Raw genomic sequence first — 21,710 nt, forward strand, 5'->3', positions numbered from 1 at the left:
TCGTGCGAAAAAATGGGAAGGGCAACCTTTCGCTTTTTCGCACGCTCGTGCATGAATGGGGCGAACAGGAAAGGTGGGGGGGTCGCATGTCAGAGGAGGATCTGGTCCGGGCGCGGAACACGCGCACCGGGGAGGCGCGCAAGATCGACGAGTGGTCCGTCCCCCTGCCCGGCGGGGACAAGGCCCGCTTCGACGTCACCATGCGCTATGAGCACGGGCTCTGCATCTTCGCGGTCCGCTCCGAGCACCCGGACTTCCGGGGGGTGCGCCCGCATGACAGCGACCTGAACCGGCTGCGCGCCCTCCTCGCGGAGGAGGCGCGCGCGGTGATCGAGGGGCGCCTCTCCGAGGACTGGGACCCGGCGACGATGCTGGAGATCTCCCACAAGACGGCGGAGCGGCGGGAGGGGACGGTCGGCACGGACTTCTCCCTCTCCCTGCGTCTGAGGCCGGTTGAGCGACGGGATACGCCGCAGGAGGGGAACATGCCGGTCGCGACGATCCGGGACGCCCACCGGCAGGAGAAGGTGGTCCTGCGGGGGCACGCGGAGGACTTCTCCCCGCTCAAGCCCCGCTCCGGCGCCCTGACGGACCCGGAGGTGAAGGCCTGGATGGCCCATCCGGTCTCTCGGGACCCGGAACGGGGCCTCGGCCGGATCGTCATACAGGGGGACGGGGCGGCGGAGCGGGAGCTCCTGCGCGCGCTCGACGCCTTCGCGACCGGGCTCTCGGGCCGGCTCTCCCCGGACCGGGTCGCGCGTGAGGGGGTCCCGGACCCGTATGAGCTGGTGGAGCTGATGCGGGAGGCTGCACCTGCGCCGGAGCCACCAACCGAGGAGCCGTCCCCGTGAGCCTTGCGAAAAACCCCCACCTCTCCGTGGTCATCCCGCTCTATCAGAAGGCGCGTCACGTCCGGACCGCGCTCGCGGACGCGTTCCGGTCCTGCCGGGACGCCGATACCCCGTTCGAGCTCGTGGTGGTCGATGACGGGTCCACGGACGGGTCCGGGGACGTGGTGCGGGGCTGGGCGGATGAGGCCGCCGGTCAGGCCGCAGCCCTGCGCCTCCTGACGCAGGAGAACCGGGGCGCCCCGCGCGGCCCGCAACGCGGGCTGGCGGGCCGCGCGGGGCGATCTGATCCTGTTCCTGGACGCCGATGACCGCTGGGCCCCGCATCACGTCTCCGAGCTCCTCGGTCTCGTCCGGGACTTCCCCGGAGCCGCCCTCTATGCGGACGCCTGGGCGGAGATCGGCCCGGACGGGACGCGCCGCGCGCATCGGTTCGGGATCGGGTCGGACCGGCGCGGCCCCCTCCCCTGCTTCTTCGAGGCGATGAGCTCCGGCCCGATGATCGTCTCCTCCAGCACCGCGGCCGCCCCGAGGTCCGCCCTTCAGCGCAGCGGCGGGTTCCCGGACGGGATCACCCACGGGGAGGACAAGGTCGGCTGGGGCCGGCTCGCCCTCCAGGGCGATGTGGTCTGGTCCCCGCGGATCGGCGCGGTCTGGGACCGGAGCGCGGAGAACCGGTCCGACGGGGCGGCGGGTCCGGCCCCCGCCCCCGCCTTCCGGGACTTCCTGCGATCCGCCCTCCTGAACACGGAGCTGCCGGACCGCATGCGGCGCAACCTGCGGACCGCGATCGCGGTCGAGGAGGCCCGCCTCGCGGGGGATATCCGCCTCTATGACCACGAGACCCCGTTCCGCTACGCGGCCCGGAGCCCGGTCCCCGAACCGATCTGAGGAGGCCCTGATGGCGCACAAGGTTCACATCTACGACCTCGAAAAGGGGTTCGACGAGGGGGGCTGGATGCGGCCCGCCCGCACCCTGGAGACCACCGACCCGGAGGAGGCGGTCCGGCTCGCCCGGGCGGAGCTGGACCGGACCGGGTCGATCAGCGCGGCCACGGTCCGGCCGGACTGGCGGCTCTGCCCGGACCTGCGGACCTATTTCCGGCTGACCAACGTGGTTGCGGACTGGCTCGACGAGAACCCGATCGAGGGGGCCTGGATCGGCCGCCTGGTCGAGGACCCGGCCCACTGGGACGGGTACGGGGTGAGGAGCCCGGAGGAGCTGGAGAAGCACCTCCTCCTCTCGGACTACTCCGACCTCTACAAGGAGCTGACCGGGGTGCGCCCCCGTCACTCCGGCCTCAGCATGGCGAGCTCGATCGAGGAGATCGAGGCGGCCTATGACCGGCTGCGCGATCTCCCCGCGGATGACGGGCCTGAGCCGCCCTGAAGCCGACCGACGGGCAAACCGTGGGACGCATAACGGACGAATGGTGAGGGGCGCTGAGGATGAGCGAGACGCGAAAATCAAAGATGCGGGCCGACGAGGTGTCGCCATGAGAGCCGGCCGCGTGCTCTCCCGCCTCTTCGGCGGCCCGCGTCACCCCCGCTCCGTCACCGTCGGGACCTGGACCCGGATCGGCGAGGGGGTGATCCTCGGAGAGCGGGTTCAGCTCGGGGACTGGTCGCAGGTGGGGGACCGGAGCCGGATCGGGCCGGACAGCGTCTTCGGCCCCTGGGCCCGGGTCGGGGCGGACGTGACCATCGGGGCGCGGGTCCGGCTCGGCTCGCACACCCGGGTCCAGGACGGGGTAACCGTCCCGGACGACGCGGTCCTCGGGGACGGGGACCTGGTGACCCCGGACGGGATCATCCCGGACCGGTGCGGCGGGTTCACGACCACGATCCTGCGCGGCGGCGCCTTCATCTCCGGCCCCTTCGGCAAGTTCCTCGTCCCGCTCGAGGAGTCCGACCCGGACGAGCTCACCGACCAGATGGTGGATGACCACCAGTGGGGCAGGTCGGACGCGCTCGAGCCCTGCCGCTGTTTCCGGCCGCCCCGCCCGGAGGAGGAGGAACCCGCCTTCCGAGCGGTCCGGTCCCGACAGAAACTGCACCGGCTCGGCCTCTGGCCGAGACCCGCCCCCGTTCTCATCGAGCCCGGGGGCATCTCCCCGGAGGAGTCGGACCCTTCCCCGGCCCCCTAACCGACCGAGAACCGGCTTGATCTCCGCCGCCCGGGAGGCGACGATGCGGTTGTTTGGGATTTTCGAGGAGCGGGCCGATGTCGATTTTTCAGGGTGCGGTCTACGCGCTCGGCTGGGGCCTCGCCCTGAACCTCGCCTGGGTGCTCCATCTGGCCGCATCGCGGCCCGCAAGGCTGCGCGACCTGTTCAACATCTCCGCCGGTTCGCGGATAAGGGAAGAGCTCCACACCATGTCCCGCTGGCGGGCCGGAGCGCATCTCTGGGGCGCCTTTCTCGGGGTCCTCGCGGCGAGCCTCCTGATCTTCCGGGCTCTCTTCGGCTTCCTCCCCGGGGACTGGGGCGGACAGGACGAGTTCGGCGCGTTCGTCCCCGCCCGTGACGGCCTGGCCGGCCTCGCCGCCCTCACCGTCAGCGTGATCGCGTTCCGGGCCCTGGAGCGGTCGGCGACCCGCTGATCAGGCGACCCCTCCGAATGCACGGCTTTTGCGGTTTTCACTAGGTGAGGATAGGGTCCTTCTGATCCCCTCAGGAGCCCGTCATGAGAGTCATCCCGTTCCCCCCGACCCTGGCCCGGATCTCCGCGGAGACGGGGCGCCGGCTGCAATCCTCCGATCAGGACGACGCGGGCCGTCATCGCCCCCGCTCCGCCCTCCCCCGCCCCTACACGGCGGACGGGGTCGCCGCCTACCGCTGGCCGGACGGCCGGGTCGCCCCCGCCTATGACATGTACGCGCCCCAGCACCCGGAGGGGGCGGAGCCGGGCCTCGCCCGGATCCTCTACGAGGTCCGCCACCACCCGAACGACACGTCGAGCTACGAGCCGCGAATCCTCACCTTCCGGTCCGTCCCGGACCTGGAGGCGGAGGGGATCGCGGTCGACCGGACCGCGGCCGGGCTCCTGCGCCATGAGGGGCGCGCCGCCCTGGTGATCGCCCCGGACGAGACGGCGCTGGCGGAGCTGGCGACCCGGTTCCCGGCCGGGTCAGAGCTGGTCCGGGGCGTGATCCGCCGGGTCGGTCCGGAGACGGAGCCGATGCAGCACTTCCTGGCCACGAACAGCCAGGGGGGCGGCTTCGAGGTGATGGGGGCCGCGCTCGAGGCGGACCTGTTCCGGGCCGCTGAGGGGCGGTTCAGCTTCATCAAGGACGCCCCCGATTATCAGGAGTTCTGCGCGACCCTGCGCAAGCACGGCACCAAGAACGGCTGGGTGGTCGCCGCGACGACCCTTGAGGAGGTTCCGAAAACGTTGAGGGATTACATGGGGATGCAGGCTGATCCTGATGCGGGACCTGAAGGGCCCGGCCTCTGATGGACCCGTTCCCGACCGAGCCGGCGGCGATCGCCGAGGCGATCGGGCTCCCCCTGACGGACTGGCCCGGGAACTGCCACGCGGTGGCGGAGCGGGTCCTGCGACGCCTCCCCACGCAAGGGATGCGGCTCGTGCGCGGCCATTTCCACGGCTGGACCAGCCCCGCCTCCGTCTACGGGTGCGGGCCGCAGCAGCACTCCTGGCTCCGCCTTCAGGACGGCCGGGTCCTCGACCCGACCCGCTGGGCGTTCGATCAGCCCGGGAAGCCCTACCTCTACGTGGGGGAGAACGACGCCTATGACGAGGCGGGGCTCTGGCTCACGGCCCGGTCCCGCCCCGCGATCCGGATGGCCGCCTTCCTCAGCCCGGACCGGGACGCGCCCGAGCGGGCCGTCGCGGACCGGCTGAACGCCTGCACCGCGGGCCTGCGGGGCCGGATCGCCGCCGCGTCGCGGATCCCGGAGCTCGGCGAGGGGGAGGTGGGGACGCGGGAGGCGGAACGGCTTCTGGACCTGCTGCGCGCGCCCGTCGAGCACCTCGACGCGCCGGAGGCGCTCTATGCGGCCGCGGCGGACGCGGGCCTCAAGGCGCAGATCAGGCTCGACCTCTGGGTCCGGGTCATGGAGCCGGAACGGGTGAGGCCCGAACGCGGGGTGAACCGGTTTTTCGCGGACCCGCCGGGCGAGCGGCTCAGCGGCCCGCAGGCCCTGTTCCGGGTGATGGCCCGGTTCCTCTCGATCGAGGAGCGGGACGGGCTGGAGGGGGAGCTGGAGGAGCGCGGCTACCGGCTCGAGGAGCTGCACGCGGCGCTGAACGGGATGGAGGCGGTCCTCCGTTCCGACCCTGACCTCACCTGGATGCCGCGCGGGGACCGGGACCTGCTCGCCGTGGTCGCGGCGGACCTGCTCGGGGCCGGGCACGGGGAGGCGCTGCGGGTGGAGCGTTATGCGGAGAGTCTGGGGCTCGACCGGCGCGCGCTTGACCGGGAGCTGCGCCGGTTCGGGGCGGCGGCCGGGTATTCCCTGCTCTGGCTCCCGGACCGGACCGTCCCGGAACAGGCCACCCCCGCTCCGGCCTAGACGCCCGGGTGCTCCAGATGGAGGATCAGCCGGTCAAGCCCGTCTACCCAGCCGCCCAGCTCCGCGTAGAGTCTCCGCACCGCCCCCCTCACCTCGTCCCGGACCGGGTCCAGATCGAGCCGCCACTCGTCCAGCACGTCCGTCACCCCGCCCAGGACCGGGCTCCAGAACAGCCCGATCGTGGTGGGCTCCCGCGGGCCGACCCGGTCGATCAGGGCCGCGCAGTCGCGGGCGAAGGCGCCGAAGGCGGCCGCCCCGTCCGGGACCGGCGCCCCCTCCCGGAGGGGGCGGGCGAAGGCGAGCTCGGCCCCGGAGACCCGGAGCGGGCGGACCGCCGCCTCAAGCGCGGGGGCCCAGGCGGTGAGGAGCGCGGCGAGGTCCGGCGCGTCCAGCCTCGTGATCGAGTAGTTGAACGCCCAGGACCGGTCCGCTTGCCGGACGGAGCGGACCCGGTCCGTCCCGATCCGGGTCAGCGGGCCGGTCGCGAGCGGGGCCGGGGCGGGCAGGACGGTCAGGGTCCCGCTCAAAGCGCCGGCTCCGGGCTCGCCTCTTCGGGCATCCGCTCGCTGAGCGCCTCCAGCGCGTAATCCGTCCCGATATGGCCCCAGACCGCCTCCGTCCCGAGGCGCACCGGGCGCCCGTCGGCGATCTCCCAGGTCTCGACGATCGCCCCGTAGACCTCCCCGTTCACGCTTTTCGAGAACTCGGACAGGGTCCCGTTCGTGTCCTCGATCAGCCAGGCGCGGGCCGCCTCCTCCCCCTCCGCCTTGACGCGGTCCCGGTACATGTCCCGGACCTCCTCGCAGGGGATGAACACCCCGTAAAGGCCCACGTCCCACTGCCGGTCCGGGTAGGCGCGGGTGTTCGCGACCGAGTAGTGGTCGAGGCCGTGGCTGTAACGCTCGACGAGGAGCCAGGGGGTCCCCTCCGCGGTGAGGCGTTCGAGCAGATCGTTCGGATCCTCGGCGCGGGTGAAGCGTCTCAGCTCCCCGAGCCCGTCGGACTCCGCCCAGAAGTCGCGCGGCTCCGGGTCGACGCTCAGGTAGCCGATCAGCACCCGATCCGCGTCCCGTCTGATCAGGACCTCCGCCTCCGACGCGACCGGGAACTCCGTCCGCAAAGGGCCGCTCAGCGCGCCCCCGATCGCCGCCTCGACCCGCTCCCTCAAATTCTCACCGCCCATCCCGCTCTCCACTTCCGATCTTTCCCGATGTTACCGCCCTCCCGGGCGAAAAGATACCTGCACCGCGCCTCTCAGGGCTCCGGTGTCGCATCCGCCCCGACCCGACGCCCCGCCTCCGAGAAGCTGTTGGCGACCATCTCCAGGTCCTGCTCGGATGCTCCGCGGGACCGCAGGGTCTCGCGCCAGCGCGCTCCCACCATCTCCGACAGATCATTGACGATCCGCTCCGCCCTCTCCGGGCGAAGCCCGAGGCTCGGCCCCGCCGCGACCGCGTTCTCAAGCGTCGCCTCCCGCCCCGCCCCGGCGCGGCCCAGGTGCAGAAAGAGGTTTCGGGCCCCGAGCGACTGGAGGGTCGGGGTGACGTCGTAGAGCGGGCTCAGCTCGTAGCGGCCCCGCTCCGTGAGGAGCAGCGCCGTGTTCCGGTAGTGGTCGTCCGTGTTCCCGCAGAGCACGTTCATCACCATCCGCCTAAAGACCGCCTCCCCGTGATCCCCGGACACCGCGTGTCGGCGCAGACCGTCATAAAGGTCCGCATAGCCAGAGAGCCCCCGATCTGACTCGTGGGCGCCGAGCAGGGTGAGGGCGGAGATCATGTGACGACGTCGTACGCCCCCCTCCCCCTCCTCCCGGTCGAACCGGCGCAGCACGAGCGCGTCCCGGTCCCCGACCCGGATCACCTGGCGTGCGCAGGTCGGGATCCCGGCCATCTCGCACAGGTCCAGACAGCCCGCCTCAACCGCGGCCATGTTGTAGCGGTCCCGCGACAGGCCGAACTTCACCAGGTGGGGGAACCCGTCGATCGTGACGGTCCCCTTGGGGCGCGCGCCCCCGAGATCCGTCCCCGGAGCGAGGAAGTCGATGAACCGGGGCGGGAGCGGACGGTCCGGCTCAAGCCGGTCCACCAGATCCTGGAACGCCTCGAGGTCCCCGAGATGGGTCAGCCGGTCGTCGATCTGGAGCGGCAGGACCGGCCCCACCGCGACCGGGGTCGGCCCGAACCGGAGCGCACCGATCCGGTTCCCGCTTTGCGAGACGAGCAGGAACTCGGCCTCCGTCGCCGGCCGCCCCTGGCTGCGCAGAGATTCCCGGTCGATCAGCTTGCGGCCCCATGCGTCCGGGGCCGCGTCGCGCACCCCGTTGAAGAGGGGGAACCCCTCGGGCGCCTCCATCAGCGCCGGTCCCAGAGGGAGCTGCACCGGGTCGATCGCGACCGCGTCCTTCCGCTGGAGGTAACGTCGCCCGTAAGCGAACTCGCAGCGCGAGTAGCGTCCGTCCTCCGTGATGGATATCTGTCCCGCCGGGACCGCCGTGCCCCCGATGTCGATAAAGACGATCGCGTTCACCTGCATCTCAGCCCCTCCTCAGAAGTCCAGATCGGCCGCCGGCTGGCGGACCCGTTTCGGCAGGGCGAGCCGCGCCTCCCGGCCCTCCTCCGTCCCCGGATGAAAACCGGACAGGAACCGCTCCTCGAGCCCGAGAACCCAGGCCGCGGTCGCGTAGGCGCCGAGGCTCACCGTCGGGTCCCCCCGCTCCATCCGGATCAGGGTCCGGCGCGCCACGTTGAGTCGGCCCGCCATGTCATCCTGGGTGATCGCCTGCGCCCGGCGCGCGGCGGACAGGTCGGATCCCATGCGGGACAGGAGGCCGAGAAGGGGGTCCGGAATCGTCATCTTGCTCCGTTTCGGCTTCATTTTGTTCCTCACGAGTCACATTAAGAGCCTTATGTTACACCTGAGGAACATTTACCACGTTTTTCTGCACCCTCTCAGAGGGAGGGTCCTTCCCGCCAGGCCTCCAGGGGGACATCCCGCCCTCACCACTCGGCGCCCAAAGGCGGCCGTTGTAGGAGATATGGGCGATGAGCTGGCCCGCCTCGTCGAAGACGTGGCCGAAACCGACCTGTGAGGCCCCGTACCCGGTCTCCTCGCGCAGGGCGACGTAACCGCGCTGCGCCTCCTCCAGGGTCCGACAGCCGCGGATCCAGTTGACGCTCGGGGTCTCGCTCAGCTCCTCGAAGATCTCCACCCGGACCTTGAAGCGGGTGCGTTGGTCGACCTGATAGCCCAGTCGGTCCTCCGCAGTGTTCATGCAACCTCTCCCACAATGTCTGCGATGAACCTAAACGGTCCCCCCGAAAACCGGAAAATGTAGAGGCGCTAACCTGTTTCTTTTTTTCGCACGGCCGACAGACGCTTCAGGACACCACATTGCAGGAGGCCAAGGTGATCGACAAGCTTGATCAGACGTCCGGGACCCGCACCGGAACCTTTACGACCGCCCTCGCGGAGTTTGACTGGTCCTGCGCTCCGGGCGGGGACCCGGAGGTGACCGCCGTGCGGATCTGGGGGCCGGATGGCTGGGAGCCCTGCTCGACGCGCATGACCAAGGAGTTGACCGGCGACGCCAACTTCATGGCGGACCTGCGCCTCCTGATCGGACCGGTCCCGGAGGCCGTGGAGGAGCCGGAGGCGGACCCCTGCCCCTGATCCCGGATCAGGCCTTGCGGACCGTGAGACCGAAGGCCTCGTTCAGGAGCTCGAACCGGCCACGCCGGATCAGGTTGCGCCGCGCGAAGTCCTCCCGGCCAGAGACGGAGGCGAGCCGGGTCATCAGCCTCCCCCCGCGCCGGTCCTGATGCAGGACCGCCTGGATCGCCTCGGCGACCATGTCCCGTGCGAGCTCCTCGCTCATCACGTCGGAGGCGAAGGAGACAAGGTTGATGATCGCCCGGACCGGGTCGGAGGCGTGGATCGTACTGACCACCATCGGACCGGAGAGGGAGATGCGCAGGAGCTCCTTGGCCGCCTCCGGGGACTGCACGTCCCCCATCAGGACGTAGCGCGGGCCCCAGCGTCGGGCCGCCCTGACCCCGGCCGGAAAATCGTGCTCCGCGATCTCGACCTGGTAGATCGCCCCCTCCGCGGAGGCCTGACCGAGCGGGACCTCGGGCGGGTCCTCCAGCGTGACCCCCACCTCCCGGCTGTCCCGGACCCAGGCCCGCAGGCAGCTCGAGGCGGTGGTGGTCTTGCCGGACCCGAAGGCGCCCGAGACGAGCATCAAACCGCGCTCCCGCCCGAGCGCGCGGACCTGATCCGTCACGCTTTTCGGAATCCCCATCTGATCGATGTCCATCGCGACGGTAGAGAGGCGCCTCAGACACCAGGTCCAGCCGATCCCTGGATCAGGTCCGGCCTCCCCGGTCCGGATCAGGGCGGCCCGGTAGACCCCCCCGTTATGCGACAGGTTGAACTCGTCCGGCCTCCCGCGTCGGTCCCAGTCGGAAAGGAGGAAGGACCTCAGACCGTTCGCATCCGCGAGGAACGGGTCCGGAAGAGGCCGGACCGGACCCTCCGGAGAGCCCGGGTCCAGGTTGCGGATCAGGAACGGAACCCCCTCCTCCACCGGGACGTAAAGGTCGTCGAAGGGGACCTCCGAAAGCTTATGCGCGCCGCGTCCCATGCCGGCCTCAGAAGCAGCGGGTCATGGCCATGACCCGGCCATAATCCGTGCTGACCTCATAGGCGTCCGAGACCCCGTCGGGGTTTCCGAGCGCCGGGTCGTTCTCCGGGTTGCGCGGGTTTCCGGCCACGAAACCGCAGGAGCCGGGGGCCGGATAGGGGCCGGAGCTGAAGCTGAAGGTGCAGAAGTCCTCCGCCACGTACTGATAGAGGCGGACCCGCCACTGCGCCCCCTCATCCTGGGCGAAGGCGCGCATACCCACCGTGGCCCGACCGTCCGGGTCCGAGTAGGCGGCCGGGAGCACATAGATGCGCGGCTGCATCTCGAAGGCCCCGTCAGGGGTGGTCGCCGGACATTCCGGCTTGGCGATCGTCTCCCCGGAGGCGAGAATCTGGACGTCATAAATTCCCGTCGAGAGATCCGTATCCCCCATCAGGAACCGGTCCGCCGAGACCTGAACCTCGCTTTCCGCGCCGAGGGTCACCTCCCGCGCGAGCGGGACGACCCCGTCGCTCGTCTCGAGAAGGACCTCCCGGCCGAGCACGGTCCCCTCCACGATCAGGTTCCCGGTCGTCCGAGTGAGCGCACAGTCGATCAGGAGCTCCGCCTCCGACCCGGTCCCGGGGGCGACAGAGCCGCAGCCGATGACGCGCAGGTTCTCGATCGCGGAAACCACGTCCGGGGTCCCGTCCCCGGTCGTGTCCACCGGCGGGCTCATGCTGATCCGGGTCGGGCCAGTGATGGTCGGGAAGACGTTGATCACCCCGTCCCCGTCCGAGTCGTGGTTGACCAGTACGATGTCCCCGTAGATCCCGTTCGTCGTGTCCCGACACTCAAGATAGAGCGGGCTGTTCTCGTCCAGGTTCGGATCCGCAAGGATACCTGCACAACGGCGGAACGCGTCCTCGAGGTTGAGCTCCGGGAGCGGGTCCGTGCTCATGCCGGAGGCGTCCAGGACCCCGAAGCCGGCCAAGGCCACAATCGCGGCGAAACGCCCCTCCGGATCGGCCGGGTACCCGTCCGCCCCGGCGAAGCCGCTGACGTCGAAACTGAACACCCCGTAAGGACCGCGCGCCTCCGTCCCGGTCTCGATGAAACCGGCGTTCGACCGCTCGGTCCGGGTCGTGATCGGGGCGCCGCGCTGGGTCGGCACCGGTGTCCCGCCGGCCGAGACCAGAACCGCCTCGATCTGGACCTCCTCGTTTACCGGGTCCCCGTCAATCAGGTCCGCCGCGATCGCCCCCTGTCCGCCCGGGTCCATCTGGGCCGCGGAGAGGGTCTGGCGCGGGACCGCGGTGTCGGAGACGAGGACCGCCCGTGTGAGGAGACGGAACTCCTGCCCGTAGAGCCGGTCCAGCGCCCCTCCCCCGTCCAGGAAGGAGGTGGGCAGGAACCCCAGACCGGAGAGCTCCTCCAGAGTGTAACGTCGCACGGCCGCGCCCCCACTAAGGGCCGCCTCCTCGTAGAGCTCGTCGAGGATCTGGTCGTAACGGGTGGAGACGAAGTTCTGCGCCCCCTGCATGACCAGTCCGAACTCCCGCGCGACCAGGATCTCCTCCTGTCTGCGCTGTTCCTGGATGATGAAGCTGGCCGAGAACCCGATCACCGAACTTGCGAGACCGAGATAAAGGATCCCCTCCAGCATGGAGATCCCCCTCTGACGACCCGGACCGGCTCTGAATTTCATCTTTCGCATCACGTCATCCCCGATACAGGCGGAAAAGGAGAACCCCGAGAAGGGTGGTCAGAACGACCGGGAGAAGGGGGGCGGACCTCCCCGAACCGGACAGCCCCGCGTCACGCGCCGCCTCCGGCGCCGCCGGACCCCGCAGGCGCTGATAGACCGGGTCCGGAACCCGTATCAGGATCAGGACCGGAAGGCAGATCAGCGCCCAGGTGACCGGAGCGTAGGGGGTCAGTCCGAAAATCAGAAGCGGCAGGCAAAGCACGATCTGGTCCGGCGGGGTGAGGAGGCGCGGACCGAGCAGGCACTGCGCCGCCCAGAGCCCCTGCGTGAAAAGGAAGAGGGCGAGAGCGAGGAACGGGGCGCCGATCACGCTGACCGGACCGCTCCCCAGAAGGGCGCCGACGAGAAGACCGCCGATCAGAAGCGGCAGGACGAGCCCGTCCGGCGCCCAGGCGGTGCGATGATCGATCCAGGCCGCGAGAAGCGCGAGCGCCCCGAACAGACAAAGGACCAGCGTCTCAGCGGCCGTACGGGCCTCCGGCCCGAGACCGGTCACGAGCAGGACCCCGCCGTAGCCGCAGGCGGCGGCCAGGGCGCCCCCTCGCAGATCTTCGACCCGGAGACGGGGGCCGCCGGAGAGCCGGAGCATCAGCCCGGCCCAGAGGGGGAGAAGCAGGCTGACCGGGAGGAGGAGCGGGAGCGCCATGCCGGTCACCTGTAGATGGCCGGGGCGCCGGCGGCGATCGGGCTCGCCGTCGCCGGCAGCTCCGTCGTCCCGATCCGGGCCCCGCCCGTCCCGGGGAAGGTGATCACACCGACGACCCCGGACCGCCCAAGACGCTCCGGCAGGGCCCCCACCACCCCCCGATAAGCGGATGGGTCGATCCCGTCCGCACCGTAGCCGTCCGCCCAGGTCAGGACCCGCCGTCGCGTCCCGTCCTGCACCACCTCGGAACGCCACTCGGCGAGCGGCAGGATCGGATAGGGGAGGTCCGCCTCGACCGGGCCGAGCGGGAAGCCGGAGACCCGGGCGACCTCGAAATGGTGCTGATGATGCCTCAGAAGGTCCCGCGCCAACTCCTCGGTCACACCGGTCTCACGCGCCGACTGTGCGGCGAGCAGACCGATCGAGAGCAGGATCGTGATGCCGATCACCGGCGGGACGAGGCTGATCATCGGGCCTCACTCCGCCGCAGCGGGCTCTGTCGTCTCCGCAGGGGGCTGTTCGCCCTCGATCTGCCCCTCCTCTGCGGGCACCTCGGCGGGCTCAGGCGCCGGGTCAACCCGGACGACCCCGGCGAAAAGGTCCTCTCCCGGGACCCCCGCAAGCGCGACCGGGCCGGAGTCTGAGGTCCAGACCAGGAACGGCAGGGCCGGCGGAGCGATCCGAGAGGCGAGCGCCCCGTTCCGCTCGATCGGGGTCACGAGCTCCTCGGGCAGGGTGACCTCCTCCCCCTCCGGAGGGGTCGGAAGCGGCCCGCCGTCAAGACGGGCGAGGAAGGCGCGCAGCGGGTCCTCCGCGGAGAGGAGCGCGGCCATCGCCTCGGCGGAGGCCGGGTCTCGCGTCACCACCGGGACCACGCGCAGATAGACGGACCCGTCAGAGATCCGGTCACGCAACATCATGAAGGTCGCCTGGGAGGACGGGGTCGACGGGTCCATCCAGGCCCATACCTCCGGCGCGGCGGGGTCGCCGATGCCGAACCAGAACGCCTCGGTGGCGGTGATCTCAAGCGCCTGACGGATCAGCCCCTGGTTCGGGGCGCTCCAGTCGAACGGGTCCGGCTCTGACGCGGAACCATTCGCTGGGGGCGGGTCGTCTGCGGGGGCCGGAAGCGCGAGGGGGGCAGAGGGGGCGGAGAGGTTACGTGCGGGCGCCCCGGTCAGGGCGGCGCCCAGATCCTGTCCGGTCGCCGAAAAGAGGGACCCCTCGATGAGCGCGCGCCCGTCCGGGGCACGCATCCAGATCCGGTCCGACCCCTCGACCCCCCAGGCCTCGAGACCGGCAACGATCCCCAGATAGGAGAGGCCGGTCCAGTCGCGGATCTGATCGGGCGGGGTCTGTGCCGAGACGGGGGAAAGCCCCGTCATCAGGGCGATGAGACCGCATCCGGTGAATTTCAGGTAATTGCGCATGAGACCCCCCGTCTCTCGTTCGGGGCGCGAGACGCCCCGGAAAAGGGCCGGCCCGGGAGGGGCCGGCCCGGACGCGTCAGCGCGCGTAGGTGAAGGTGATCGTCTGGGTCGCCTGGTTGCCGCAGCCGGCCGAGGCGTCCGTCAGGGTGACCTCACCCGAGATCGGCGCGTTGGAACCGAACTGCACGGAGGTGATCCCGATCCCTGCGACGCCCTGGCCGCGCGCGTCCACGGTCGAGATCCGCGAGCAGGCGTCCGAGGGGATGCCGACCAGCTCGATGGTGAACTCCTGGTCCTCGGCCGTGACGTTCACGGCCCCGTTCCAGGGGTGACGAATACCGGTGCCGGTGTTGTCCTGGAAGTTCGAGGGGACGGCGCCCGCGTTGATCAGTGCGGCGTTCAGATCGGTCCCGCTCGTCCCGAAGCTGCGGGCGTTCTGATGCAGGGCGCGGGTCTCGGAGGAGATCGCGACCAGGCCGCGGGCCGCCTCGGTCACCCGGTTCGACAGCTGGGCGCTCTGGAACAGCACGATCCCGCCGATCACGACGCTCAGCGCGAAGACAAGATACAGGATCCCTTCGATCAGCGACACGCCGCGCTGGCGGCCGCGGGTCAGAGGGTGCGACGTCCGGTGCCGTTCCCGGAGCGCCACATTTTTCGCATCCGCGAAAAGGGTGGTATAGGTCATGGGTCTCTCCATTTCATAACCGTTCATTGGGGAGCCTCAGCTCCGGTGCAGGAGGACGTCCGGTCCCCGGTGAGCACGCCTCCATTCTACGTTTTTCGCATTTCATTGATAGGGACGCCGAAATCTGAAGGGCCGGTTCTCCACATCTTTCTGCATCAGAAACCGGAGTTCATGCTTGAGACGATCTGATCCTGGAGCGCGTACATCCCGCCCACGATACCCAGGATGACCCCGAAAACGAGGAAGAGGACCACCGTTCGGATCAGTCCGATCGAGCGCAGGATCCGCTCCCGTGCCCGCTCCATCCACTCCTCCGAGATCCGGTGCAGCTGCGCGCTCAGGTCATGCGTTTCCGCGTAAATCTTGATCGAGAGATTCATGCGCGGGTCCGGCCAGCCAGTCCCGCTCGCATGCAGCGCGGCGCCCAGGTTGAGCCCGTTGAGCATGTGAGATCTGATCCGGTTCAGCCGGTACCCGACATAGGGGCTCGAGAGGGGGCGGACCCGCTCCACCGCGTTGATCGGCGAGAGCCCCCCCTGCACCAGGGAGGAGATCGAGATCAGGAAGGAGACCCCGGTGTACATCCGGTAGAGGCTGAAGACCGGAAGCCGGTCAGCCACGGAACGCCCTCTCCCGGCCCATCTCGGCAGGGCCACGAGGACCGCGAGCAGGATACTCACCGATCCGACCAGGACCGGGATCGCTACGCTTTCCGAGAACTCGCTCAACAGGAGCAGGAACCTGGCCGCCCCGGACCACTTCTCCGTGGGCAGGAGCCCCTCGATCTTCGGGACCACCTCGGATCCGAAATAGAAGGCGATCCCGTAGACGGCGGCCAGAAGGGCGAGCGGGTAGAGCAGCCCCCCGATGATGATGTTCAGGATCTGTCGCCGCTTCCGGATCACCTCGCAATAGCGGTCGAGATAGCCCGGGAAGTCGTCCGAGTTCTCGGTCGCCTCGAGGATCATCGCGTCCTCCGGCGGGACCCAGCGGCGGACCGCGTCCCCGAAGCTGAGCCCGTTGCGCATCCCGTCCCCGATGTCGCGCAGGATGAGCGCGGTCGTCTCCTTCGGTTTGCGCCCCTCGTCGCTCGCCACCTTCCAGGCCATCTGGAGCGCGTCCGTCTTGCTGACCCCGGTGCGCATCAGCGCCGCGAGCTCCTGATAGAGGGAGAGCCGGTCCTCGGTGAAGAAGAGCGCCTTGGCGAAGCGACGTTCGAACTCGTTCATGTGCGTCCCCTCAGGGCGGCGACGTCCTCGCGCAGCCGCGGCAGCAGATGTCCGAAGTCCCGCTCATAGACGGAGAGCAGGTCCACCTCCTCCTCCACCTCGTTGATGTCGCAGATCCCGGCCCCCACCTTGGCGAGGGCGTGGTGCAGGACCGGAAGCCCCCCCATCCCCCCCTCGGTGACCGGTGTGACCCAGTGGCGGCGCATCTCCTCACGCTTGCCGTCCCGCATCAGGAGCAGCAGGCCCGGGGTGATCTCGACCGTCTCGGCGACGACGGTCCGCCCGGTCAGGCCGCCGCGGCACTTGTCGCAGCCGTCCCCGCGGATATGGATCTCCTCCGGGGGGAGATCGAAAAGCCGCAGGACCCCCTTGGCGAGCTCATGCGAGACCCGCCGGTCACGCAGGGCGGTCTTCAGGTCCCGGCGACAGTGTTTGCACATCACCCCGCAGAGACGCTGGTAGATCAGCCCGCCCTTGAGGTCGGGCCGGGTCAGATCCGCGATCGGGACCTTGAGATCGAGCAGGCGGTCCATGATCCCGAGCGCGCTGCCCGCATGGATCGTCGACCAGACCGCATGTCCGGACCCGATCACCTCCATCGCGAGCTCCGCGATCCGTTCCGTCCGGATCTCCCCCAGGACGATCACGTTCGGGTCCGATCGCAGCGAGGCCCACATCCCGGCCGAGAACCCGTCGGTGCCGTCCGGCTGGGGCTTCGCGACCACCTGGATCGCGCCGGGGATGTCGAGCTCCTTCGGCTCCTCGATGATGAACATCGAGATCTCCCGCCCCTTCTCGATCAGCATCTTGTTCAGGGTCCGCTGAAGGGTTGTCGACTTGCCGGAGGAGACCTTCCCGGCCAACAGGTAAAGCCCGCTGGTGCGGCGACGCATCACAGCGATATCCCGGATGTGATGGTCCGCGTAGCCGAGGCTGTCGATCTCCGTGTCCTTCGGGTCGCTGCGATACTTGAGACGCATCACCAGGGCGGACCGGTTCTCGCTCGTCGGCGAGTACTGGAGACGGATCAGCTCGACCCCGCGCGGAAGAAGGCCCGATGAGGGGGTCAGGGCCCCCTGCTGGAAGGCCATGTCCGAGGAGGCGGAGCCCTGGTCAGACGAGACCGCGATCGCCGCCTTGATCAGGGCGGTCCCGTCCTCCGGGTTGCGGAAATCGAGATCCATCATGCGGCCGTGGACGCGGACGCGCGCCTCCGCCGTGTGACGCAGGACCCGGATATGGATGTCCGAGGCGCCGAGCGCCGCCGCGCGGGCCAGAAGGGTCGCGAGCTCGCGTTGCCGCTCCACCCCCTCGGTCAGAACGGCCGTCCCGTTCGTCGTCTCGTCATGCGCGCGGGCGTAAAGGTCAATGATGACCGCGGTCTCCACCTCGACCACGTCATTCACCTTATGCCCGGAGTTCCGGGCCAGGTTGAGGATCGACTTGACCCGGCCGGACCACCGGTCCGGCTTGGAGACGAGCGCGATCCCGTTCCGGAAGATCGCGACCATGCGCCGATCCTCGACCGTGATCGGGATATCCCCCCCGTCCCGCGTGAGCAGGTCGGAGATCGGCAGCGCGGTGGTGATCCGTACCGCCTCGAACGGGGAGATCTCGCTTCGGGGCCTGAGGGCGGGTAGGCCCGGACGGGCCGCTTCAACGCTCATCGCCGCACCTCAGTTCGGCATCGTGAGGAGGATCTCCTGCCCACGTCTGATGATGCGCACCCCGTCCCGCTCGATGCTGAGGATACGGACCTCGCCCGGGAGCGCGTCACCGGTGCTGACCCGCACTCGGTCGGCCCCGTACTGGAGCACAGCGGAGAGTTCGGCGCCGACCCCGAAGATCTCGCGGACGAAGATCTGCCGATCGCCCCCGTTCTCAGGGGTCGCCGCGTCCGGGGAGGGATCGGCCAGCTCCGAGATCCGCTTGTCGATCAGCTCGACCAGCTCGGACCCGTCGCTCCGGGCCGGACCCGCGGCGACGGGGGCGGGCGGGGGCTCCGACATCTGTCGGATCTCCTGCTCCAGCTTCAACATCTCGACCCGGGCCCGAAGACCGGCCGGGGTGTCCGCAAAGCGCATGAACTCCCCGGGCGCTACCTCGATCATCGCATCGGGCCCGAGCAGACGGATCAGCTTCTCGACCGCCTCCGCGTGCCGAAGCTGACGGTCAAGGATGATGACCCCCTCCCCGAGACGGGACTGGCGCGCGATCAGTCCGCTCTCATCGAGCAGATCGACCGCCTCAGCGGTGACGGGGTCCTGCGCCTGGGCGGACAGGGTCGCGGGGGTCGCCATCAGGGCCGGCAGGAGGAGGGCCGGGAGCAGGTGGCGCCGGATGCGGGCGGGTTTCGCTTTTCTGGTCATGGCGGTCAGCCTCTTCCTTCTGGTCTTCCGCTCAGCTCGGGGGGAGCGGCAGAATCGGGGGGTGATGGATTTTCGCGGTCAGGGTCCAGGTGCCGCTCTCCACGGAGTAGATCAGCGCCTCCGGAACCAGGGCGGGCACGTCTGACAGGAGCCTGGCGTATTCCCGGATTCCGACGGAGGTCTCCAGGGACAGGTCGTGACGGTTGTAGACGGGTGCCCGGAGCTCCTGACGCTGTGTCGTGGTCAGGGTCCGGACCCGCGGCCGCAGATTCAGCGAGAGGCCGAGCGTCTGGAAGCGGGACAGCAGGACGTCCGAGACCTCCGCCTCCGTCCAGGGGATGGAGACCTCCGCCCCCTCGTCTACGGGGAAACTGATCAGCCGCTCCAGGCGCGCCTGGGCGCCCCCGTCAAGAAGAAGGACCGGTTCCGGCAGGCTCGCTGTGGCCGCGCGCAGCCAGGTGATACGCCCACCGCTCCGGACCCAACCGGCGGAGACCTGACCTTTCGGGCCGTTTGCGGCGCAGACGACCGGCTCGTTCGTCCATCCGGTCACCACGAAGAGGGTCCGCTCGATCTCGTCAAGGCAGCTGTCCACGAAACGGCGGATCGGGACCGCCTCAGCCCAAGGGTAGCTGCGCGGGTCAACCCGCACGACCGCGTCGCGCATCCGGCGCATCTCCTCGGCCCGCTCGGCCTCCTTGCGCTGCATGTCCGCCCAGAAGAGGTACATCCCGCCGCAGGTCGCGCCGATCAGCCCGAGGATCACCGCGCGCTGGACCATGTCCCTGCGCCCGTCGACCGGTCTCAGCGGGACACCGGATTTCAGGGAGAAAACCTGCTCGATCCGGGCCTCGACCGTGCCCGTGACCTGCCAGTCCGCGGGGGCGATGATCCGGGTCCAGTCCGGCGCGTCGAGCGCCTCCATCAGCAGGCTGCGTGCGCTCGCCTCGTCCGGGAGGATCGCGTCCTCATAGACCTCCCCGTCCCGGATCGAGGCGACCCACCAGAACCGGTCCGCCTCATTGACCCGGAAAGCGCCGACCCAACGCGGGCCCAGGAGTTCGGACCTCGCGGCGGTGACCAGGGCCACGGCCCCGCGACGTTGCTGACGGTCCGTGGAGGCGAACCCGGCCTGCCCGCCATGGCGGGCGTGCAGGTTGCGCCGGTACCCGGACCGCTGGATCCGGTCCGCCTGGGCCTTGATCGTCTCGTCCGTGCGGATCGGTTCCCATTCGAGGCCGACCGCGTAGCGCCGACGTCCGAGCAGGAGGTTCCCCACCCCGTCATACTGGAAGTCGACGACCGGGGAGGACGGGATGACCCCCTCCTCGGCGGCCGCACCCGGCTCAGGAGGCGTATGCCTTTTTCGCAGAAGGTCGGACAGCTTTCCCATCGGATCACTCCGACCGGATCGGGGTGCGGCGATCGAGGATGCGCGGGGTGATCATCAGGACCGTCGCCACCTTCTCCCGCGTCGCGTTCCGTCCGCCCCCGAAGATCGGCAGGTTCGCGTTACCGGTCCCGGACCGGGACACCTGGGTACGCTCCCGCTCAAAGCCGGCCAGGATCAGTGTCTGTCCGTTCTGGATCACGGCCTGCTGCTCGAAGGAGGTCTCGGAGACCTGCGGCAGCTGGATCGTGTCCACCCCGGACCCGAAGGTCTGCATGCCGCGCAGTTCGGACAGGTTGACCGTATACTGGACCATGACCTCGCGCGTGTTGAGCACGCGCGGGAAGATCTGGAGCTGGAAGCCGGTCTCCACCTCGTCGGTCTGGATCGACCGGCTCTGGGTGCCGTTGCTGTCCGTATCGATCTGTTGCGTCTTGATATAGGCGAGCGTGTCGGTCACCTTGATCGGGACGATCCGGTTGTTCGAGGTGGTTGCCCCGGCGCGCGTATCGACCGAGACCCGGCCCTGACGGGACAGGGCCTGAACCACCGCGTTGAGGTTCAGATCCCCGGTGATCACCCCGATGTTGACCGAGCCGACCTGACCCGCGACGGATTCCTGACCGATCACGCTGAAGGACCGGTTTGACCGCTCCAGGATCGAGGAGAGGTTCACGCCGTAGCCTTCAGAATCGTTGATCGACACGGTGAGCACGTTGACGTCGAAGGAGATCTGCTGACTCACCGCCTCGTTGAGGTCGTTGAAGTAGCGCGAGACACGGTCATGATCCGAGACGAGCGCGGTCACCGTGACAAGACCGGTCCCGGAGCCGAGCGAGACGGCGGATCCCTCCGAGACGATCCCCTTGAGGGAGGATTCGATCTCGCCCCAGACGTCCGTCGCGAGCGCGGTGCTCGACTGCATGGTCCCGGCCCCGATCGCCGTGTTGACGGTCGAACGGTTCGGAAGCGCTGAAATCTGGTACTGGCGCGTGACATAGTCCCGGAAGACGATCCGATCCCCCTGGTAGCTCCACTCCACCGAGAAGGCGGCTGCGACCTCGTCCAGGACCTTTGAGAGGGGGCCGCGCAAGGAGGGGCGGATCCGGATCCGGTCCGCCTCGGAAGCGGGGGCGGGCTCAGATCCGGCGCGCGGCTGATCCGCCGCGCCGGCCGCGATCTCTGTCAGAACCGCCAGGTCAGAACTGTCCACCACCCCGCTCGAAGGGGCAGAGGACGGGCGCCCCGCCGGCCCGAGCGCGGTCATATGCGGCACGCCGGTCATCTCACTCAGACGTTGCGCGATCTGCGAGAGGCTCATCGGGTCGCGGGACTGGAGCGAGACGGCGTTCGGCGCCTGAAGGCGGGCGGGAAGACGGGTCGCCTGCGAGGAGCGCTCTGGTGTTGCGCCGAGGAAGATCCCCTCCGAGACCTGGGCCCCCCCGGCCCGGATCGCAGAGCGCCCCTGGAACCCGGCAACCCCCTCGTCGACCCGGCGCATGTCGCGGCCGACCTCTCGGGAGGAGCCGTCCATGATCCCGCCGCAGCCGGCAAGGGTGACGAGAAGAAGGGCGAGCGCCGGCTTGAACGGTTTCACATGCATTTTCAGAGGTTCCATCATTTTTCAGCAGGCCGTCAGTTGTTGATCGGGGTCGAGTCCCGCACATGGATGACCCGGTTCCCGAGGTAGAGGGTGACGGTCAGATCCGGGCTCGTCATATTGACCGCATCCGCAAGAGCTCGGACCGCGGATTGAAAATCAGGACCCAACCGGGCTGAGGCCCGGATCCGGTAGTCGCGCGGCGCGTCCCAGACGAGAACCCACCCCTCCCTTGCGGCCCAGGCACTGAGGGTGGACTGGAGGGTTGACCCGGCGGCCACGGACCAGGCCCCGGGCGACTGGGCGATCCCAGACCGCGTGCCCGATGGACCGTCCGCCAGAGCGGGGCCAGTCACCCCCAGGGACAGGACTGCACAGGCCATGGCCATCCGCAACCGGTTGAGTGCCGTCTTTCGCAAATCAGTTCTCCTTTTTCGCAGGGGCGGTCGCCGCCTGTTCCAGGATGCGAGGTTTCGGGGTCAGCATACGACGAGACCCGCCCGGTGACATCGCAAAAAGGGGGGCGCTCAGCCCGTCCCGGCCAGATTTATGTGGATTACGGGGAGTCCCGGAATTTTTCCGGAAT

General features: G+C 69.4%; 26 protein-coding genes and 1 pseudogene. 10 read left to right on the plus strand and 17 right to left on the minus strand.

What is annotated here, in order from left to right; genetic code table 11:
- Positions 1-2 precede the first annotated feature (2 nt).
- From C8N34_RS03340 to C8N34_RS03375, 9 genes and pseudogenes are all read left to right on the plus strand, one after another.
- Positions 3-851, plus strand: a complete 849-nt coding sequence (locus C8N34_RS03340; protein WP_145693543.1) for a hypothetical protein — start codon at positions 3-5, stop codon at positions 849-851.
- Entirely contained in the window at positions 848-1,159 is a 312-nt protein-coding gene (locus C8N34_RS03345; RefSeq protein WP_108127717.1) for a glycosyltransferase family 2 protein, read from the plus strand. Before C8N34_RS03340 ends, C8N34_RS03345 begins: the two co-directional genes overlap by 4 nt.
- A pseudogene (locus C8N34_RS27270) lies at positions 1,146-1,199 on the plus strand (hypothetical protein); the annotation flags it as partial. The gene C8N34_RS03345 and the pseudogene C8N34_RS27270, both read left to right, overlap by 14 nt.
- A 132-nt stretch (positions 1,200-1,331) precedes the next feature.
- Positions 1,332-1,739, plus strand: a complete 408-nt coding sequence (locus C8N34_RS26770) for a hypothetical protein (protein WP_244910744.1) — start codon at positions 1,332-1,334, stop codon at positions 1,737-1,739.
- A complete protein-coding gene (locus tag C8N34_RS03355) occupies positions 1,681-2,238 on the plus strand; it encodes a hypothetical protein (RefSeq protein WP_145693545.1) in 558 nt (185 codons plus the stop codon). Before C8N34_RS26770 ends, C8N34_RS03355 begins: the two co-directional genes overlap by 59 nt.
- Before the next feature lie 106 nt (positions 2,239-2,344).
- Positions 2,345-2,995 carry an LbetaH domain-containing protein gene (locus tag C8N34_RS03360; protein WP_158640471.1) on the plus strand — a complete coding sequence of 217 codons (651 nt, stop codon included), beginning with the start codon at positions 2,345-2,347 and terminating at the stop codon, positions 2,993-2,995.
- Positions 2,996-3,072: 77 nt separating this feature from the next.
- A complete protein-coding gene (locus tag C8N34_RS03365; protein WP_108127722.1) occupies positions 3,073-3,450 on the plus strand; it encodes a hypothetical protein in 378 nt (125 codons plus the stop codon).
- An 83-nt stretch (positions 3,451-3,533) separates the two neighbouring features.
- Positions 3,534-4,304: a hypothetical protein gene (locus C8N34_RS03370; protein ID WP_108127724.1), complete on the plus strand. Its 771-nt coding sequence runs from the start codon at positions 3,534-3,536 to the stop codon at positions 4,302-4,304.
- Positions 4,305-4,582: 278 nt separating this feature from the next.
- The gene (locus C8N34_RS03375) at positions 4,583-5,383 is read left to right on the plus strand and encodes a hypothetical protein (RefSeq protein WP_145693546.1); all 801 of its coding nucleotides are present in this window, start codon (positions 4,583-4,585) and stop codon (positions 5,381-5,383) included.
- On the opposite strand, the gene C8N34_RS03380 is transcribed toward C8N34_RS03375, so the two are convergent.
- The 5 genes from C8N34_RS03380 to C8N34_RS03400 all read right to left on the minus strand — a co-directional run bounded on the left by C8N34_RS03380 (position 5,380) and on the right by C8N34_RS03400 (position 8,654).
- Positions 5,380-5,910 (minus strand): hypothetical protein, encoded by a 531-nt coding sequence (locus C8N34_RS03380; RefSeq protein WP_108127728.1) that lies wholly within the window; start codon positions 5,908-5,910, stop codon positions 5,380-5,382. The genes C8N34_RS03375 and C8N34_RS03380 overlap by 4 nt on opposite strands.
- The gene (locus C8N34_RS03385) at positions 5,907-6,566 is read right to left on the minus strand and encodes a hypothetical protein (protein WP_145693547.1); all 660 of its coding nucleotides are present in this window, start codon (positions 6,564-6,566) and stop codon (positions 5,907-5,909) included. Before C8N34_RS03385 ends, C8N34_RS03380 begins: the two co-directional genes overlap by 4 nt.
- A gap of 71 nt (positions 6,567-6,637) precedes the next feature.
- On the minus strand, positions 6,638-7,762 hold the full coding sequence (locus C8N34_RS03390; RefSeq protein WP_158640473.1) for a type II toxin-antitoxin system HipA family toxin: 1,125 nt from the start codon (positions 7,760-7,762) through the stop codon (positions 6,638-6,640).
- A gap of 165 nt (positions 7,763-7,927) precedes the next feature.
- Complete coding sequence (locus C8N34_RS03395; protein ID WP_108127733.1) at positions 7,928-8,257, minus strand: helix-turn-helix transcriptional regulator; 330 nt, start codon at positions 8,255-8,257, stop codon at positions 7,928-7,930.
- A 34-nt stretch (positions 8,258-8,291) separates the two neighbouring features.
- The gene (locus C8N34_RS03400) at positions 8,292-8,654 is read right to left on the minus strand and encodes a hypothetical protein (protein WP_108127735.1); all 363 of its coding nucleotides are present in this window, start codon (positions 8,652-8,654) and stop codon (positions 8,292-8,294) included.
- 134 nt (positions 8,655-8,788) lie between these two features.
- On the opposite strand from C8N34_RS03400, the gene C8N34_RS03405 reads away from it, so the two are divergent.
- Positions 8,789-9,052: a hypothetical protein gene (locus C8N34_RS03405; RefSeq protein WP_145693548.1), complete on the plus strand. Its 264-nt coding sequence runs from the start codon at positions 8,789-8,791 to the stop codon at positions 9,050-9,052.
- Positions 9,053-9,059: 7 nt separating this feature from the next.
- Here the strand turns inward: C8N34_RS03405 and C8N34_RS03410 are convergent, their stop codons facing one another.
- The 12 genes from C8N34_RS03410 to C8N34_RS03465 all read right to left on the minus strand — a co-directional run bounded on the left by C8N34_RS03410 (position 9,060) and on the right by C8N34_RS03465 (position 21,543).
- Positions 9,060-10,025: an ATPase, T2SS/T4P/T4SS family gene (locus C8N34_RS03410; RefSeq protein ID WP_108127739.1), complete on the minus strand. Its 966-nt coding sequence runs from the start codon at positions 10,023-10,025 to the stop codon at positions 9,060-9,062.
- A gap of 7 nt (positions 10,026-10,032) precedes the next feature.
- Positions 10,033-11,712: a hypothetical protein gene (locus C8N34_RS03415; protein ID WP_145693549.1), complete on the minus strand. Its 1,680-nt coding sequence runs from the start codon at positions 11,710-11,712 to the stop codon at positions 10,033-10,035.
- Between the two features lie 13 nt (positions 11,713-11,725).
- On the minus strand, positions 11,726-12,418 hold the full coding sequence (locus C8N34_RS03420) for a hypothetical protein (protein ID WP_108127743.1): 693 nt from the start codon (positions 12,416-12,418) through the stop codon (positions 11,726-11,728).
- 5 nt (positions 12,419-12,423) lie between these two features.
- The gene (locus tag C8N34_RS03425; protein WP_108127745.1) at positions 12,424-12,888 is read right to left on the minus strand and encodes a hypothetical protein; all 465 of its coding nucleotides are present in this window, start codon (positions 12,886-12,888) and stop codon (positions 12,424-12,426) included.
- Positions 12,889-12,894: 6 nt separating this feature from the next.
- Positions 12,895-13,848, minus strand: coding sequence for a thioredoxin domain-containing protein (locus C8N34_RS03430; RefSeq protein ID WP_108127747.1), 954 nt, complete (start codon positions 13,846-13,848; stop codon positions 12,895-12,897).
- Positions 13,849-13,924: 76 nt separating this feature from the next.
- Positions 13,925-14,536, minus strand: coding sequence for a type 4 pilus major pilin (locus C8N34_RS03435; protein ID WP_158640475.1), 612 nt, complete (start codon positions 14,534-14,536; stop codon positions 13,925-13,927).
- Between the two features lie 155 nt (positions 14,537-14,691).
- The gene (locus tag C8N34_RS03440) at positions 14,692-15,765 is read right to left on the minus strand and encodes a type II secretion system F family protein (RefSeq protein ID WP_108127750.1); all 1,074 of its coding nucleotides are present in this window, start codon (positions 15,763-15,765) and stop codon (positions 14,692-14,694) included.
- Complete coding sequence (locus tag C8N34_RS03445; RefSeq protein WP_108127752.1) at positions 15,762-17,432, minus strand: ATPase, T2SS/T4P/T4SS family; 1,671 nt, start codon at positions 17,430-17,432, stop codon at positions 15,762-15,764. The genes C8N34_RS03440 and C8N34_RS03445 overlap by 4 nt, the downstream gene beginning before the upstream one ends.
- Positions 17,433-17,441: 9 nt before the next feature.
- Positions 17,442-18,134 carry a type IV pilus biogenesis protein PilP gene (pilP, locus tag C8N34_RS03450; protein WP_108127754.1) on the minus strand — a complete coding sequence of 231 codons (693 nt, stop codon included), beginning with the start codon at positions 18,132-18,134 and terminating at the stop codon, positions 17,442-17,444.
- A 31-nt stretch (positions 18,135-18,165) separates the two neighbouring features.
- A complete protein-coding gene (locus tag C8N34_RS03455) occupies positions 18,166-19,527 on the minus strand; it encodes a type IV pilus inner membrane component PilO (protein WP_108127756.1) in 1,362 nt (453 codons plus the stop codon).
- 4 nt (positions 19,528-19,531) lie between these two features.
- Positions 19,532-21,121, minus strand: a complete 1,590-nt coding sequence (locus C8N34_RS03460; protein ID WP_158640477.1) for a hypothetical protein — start codon at positions 21,119-21,121, stop codon at positions 19,532-19,534.
- Positions 21,122-21,159: 38 nt separating this feature from the next.
- The gene (locus C8N34_RS03465) at positions 21,160-21,543 is read right to left on the minus strand and encodes a toxin co-regulated pilus biosynthesis Q family protein (RefSeq protein WP_145693550.1); all 384 of its coding nucleotides are present in this window, start codon (positions 21,541-21,543) and stop codon (positions 21,160-21,162) included.
- Between the last annotated feature and the right edge of the window lie 167 nt (positions 21,544-21,710).

Source organism: Gemmobacter caeni, assembly GCF_003054195.1.
Classification (GTDB): domain Bacteria; phylum Pseudomonadota; class Alphaproteobacteria; order Rhodobacterales; family Rhodobacteraceae; genus Gemmobacter; species Gemmobacter caeni.

What these genes read in the sequence shown, in the direction of transcription:
- C8N34_RS03355 (WP_145693545.1), top strand. Translation starts at nt 1,681, where the DNA reads ATGACCACGAGACCCCGTTCCGCTACGCGGCCCGGAGCCCGGTCCCCG.
- C8N34_RS03410 (WP_108127739.1), bottom strand. Translation starts at nt 10,025, where the DNA reads ATGGGACGCGGCGCGCATAAGCTTTCGGAGGTCCCCTTCGACGACCTT.
- C8N34_RS03365 (WP_108127722.1), top strand. Translation starts at nt 3,073, where the DNA reads ATGTCGATTTTTCAGGGTGCGGTCTACGCGCTCGGCTGGGGCCTCGCC.
- C8N34_RS03445 (WP_108127752.1), bottom strand. Translation starts at nt 17,432, where the DNA reads ATGAGCGTTGAAGCGGCCCGTCCGGGCCTACCCGCCCTCAGGCCCCGA.
- C8N34_RS03400 (WP_108127735.1), bottom strand. Translation starts at nt 8,654, where the DNA reads ATGAACACTGCGGAGGACCGACTGGGCTATCAGGTCGACCAACGCACC.
- C8N34_RS03420 (WP_108127743.1), bottom strand. Translation starts at nt 12,418, where the DNA reads ATGGCGCTCCCGCTCCTCCTCCCGGTCAGCCTGCTTCTCCCCCTCTGG.
- C8N34_RS03430 (WP_108127747.1), bottom strand. Translation starts at nt 13,848, where the DNA reads ATGCGCAATTACCTGAAATTCACCGGATGCGGTCTCATCGCCCTGATG.
- C8N34_RS03440 (WP_108127750.1), bottom strand. Translation starts at nt 15,765, where the DNA reads ATGAACGAGTTCGAACGTCGCTTCGCCAAGGCGCTCTTCTTCACCGAG.
- C8N34_RS03360 (WP_158640471.1), top strand. Translation starts at nt 2,345, where the DNA reads ATGAGAGCCGGCCGCGTGCTCTCCCGCCTCTTCGGCGGCCCGCGTCAC.
- C8N34_RS03425 (WP_108127745.1), bottom strand. Translation starts at nt 12,888, where the DNA reads ATGATCAGCCTCGTCCCGCCGGTGATCGGCATCACGATCCTGCTCTCG.
- C8N34_RS03435 (WP_158640475.1), bottom strand. Translation starts at nt 14,536, where the DNA reads ATGACCTATACCACCCTTTTCGCGGATGCGAAAAATGTGGCGCTCCGG.
- C8N34_RS03395 (WP_108127733.1), bottom strand. Translation starts at nt 8,257, where the DNA reads ATGAAGCCGAAACGGAGCAAGATGACGATTCCGGACCCCCTTCTCGGC.
- pilP (WP_108127754.1), bottom strand. Translation starts at nt 18,134, where the DNA reads ATGACCAGAAAAGCGAAACCCGCCCGCATCCGGCGCCACCTGCTCCCG.
- C8N34_RS03415 (WP_145693549.1), bottom strand. Translation starts at nt 11,712, where the DNA reads ATGAAATTCAGAGCCGGTCCGGGTCGTCAGAGGGGGATCTCCATGCTG.
- C8N34_RS03455 (WP_108127756.1), bottom strand. Translation starts at nt 19,527, where the DNA reads ATGGGAAAGCTGTCCGACCTTCTGCGAAAAAGGCATACGCCTCCTGAG.
- C8N34_RS03385 (WP_145693547.1), bottom strand. Translation starts at nt 6,566, where the DNA reads ATGGGCGGTGAGAATTTGAGGGAGCGGGTCGAGGCGGCGATCGGGGGC.
- C8N34_RS03370 (WP_108127724.1), top strand. Translation starts at nt 3,534, where the DNA reads ATGAGAGTCATCCCGTTCCCCCCGACCCTGGCCCGGATCTCCGCGGAG.
- C8N34_RS26770 (WP_244910744.1), top strand. Translation starts at nt 1,332, where the DNA reads ATGAGCTCCGGCCCGATGATCGTCTCCTCCAGCACCGCGGCCGCCCCG.